The organism is Pseudomonas sp. 2995-3, assembly GCF_002742565.1.
Taxonomy (GTDB): Bacteria; Pseudomonadota; Gammaproteobacteria; order Pseudomonadales; family Pseudomonadaceae; genus Aquipseudomonas; species Aquipseudomonas edaphica.
Genome location: NZ_LJSB01000022.1, coordinates 1 through 229 on the forward strand (window position 1 = coordinate 1; position 229 = coordinate 229).

The 229-nt window shown below is 38.4% G+C and carries 1 protein-coding gene; it reads left to right on the plus strand.

All coding sequences use genetic code 11. The features are described from left to right. Positions 1-20 precede the first annotated feature (20 nt). Positions 21-229: hypothetical protein (locus AOA62_RS00075; RefSeq protein ID WP_218244046.1), on the plus strand; the 209-nt coding region annotated here is incomplete at its 3' end.

Sequence of the window (229 nt, forward strand, 5' to 3'; positions counted from 1 at the left end):
TAACTTATATATTGGAACGAATGGATTTCCGCCGTGACATTCATTTCCAAACGAACACAACGATTGATACTTTAGATTATTCAGGAACAGGACTCAACTCAGGAAGTAAAGTGATCTTCGCTGCATGCGGAGATAAAAAGCGAGATTTATGTACAGAAGTTCCCGATGCATTAAAGAAAATTGATAAATTTGGACAAGCTGAGATTGTCATGCCTGGGGTTGTTGCTTT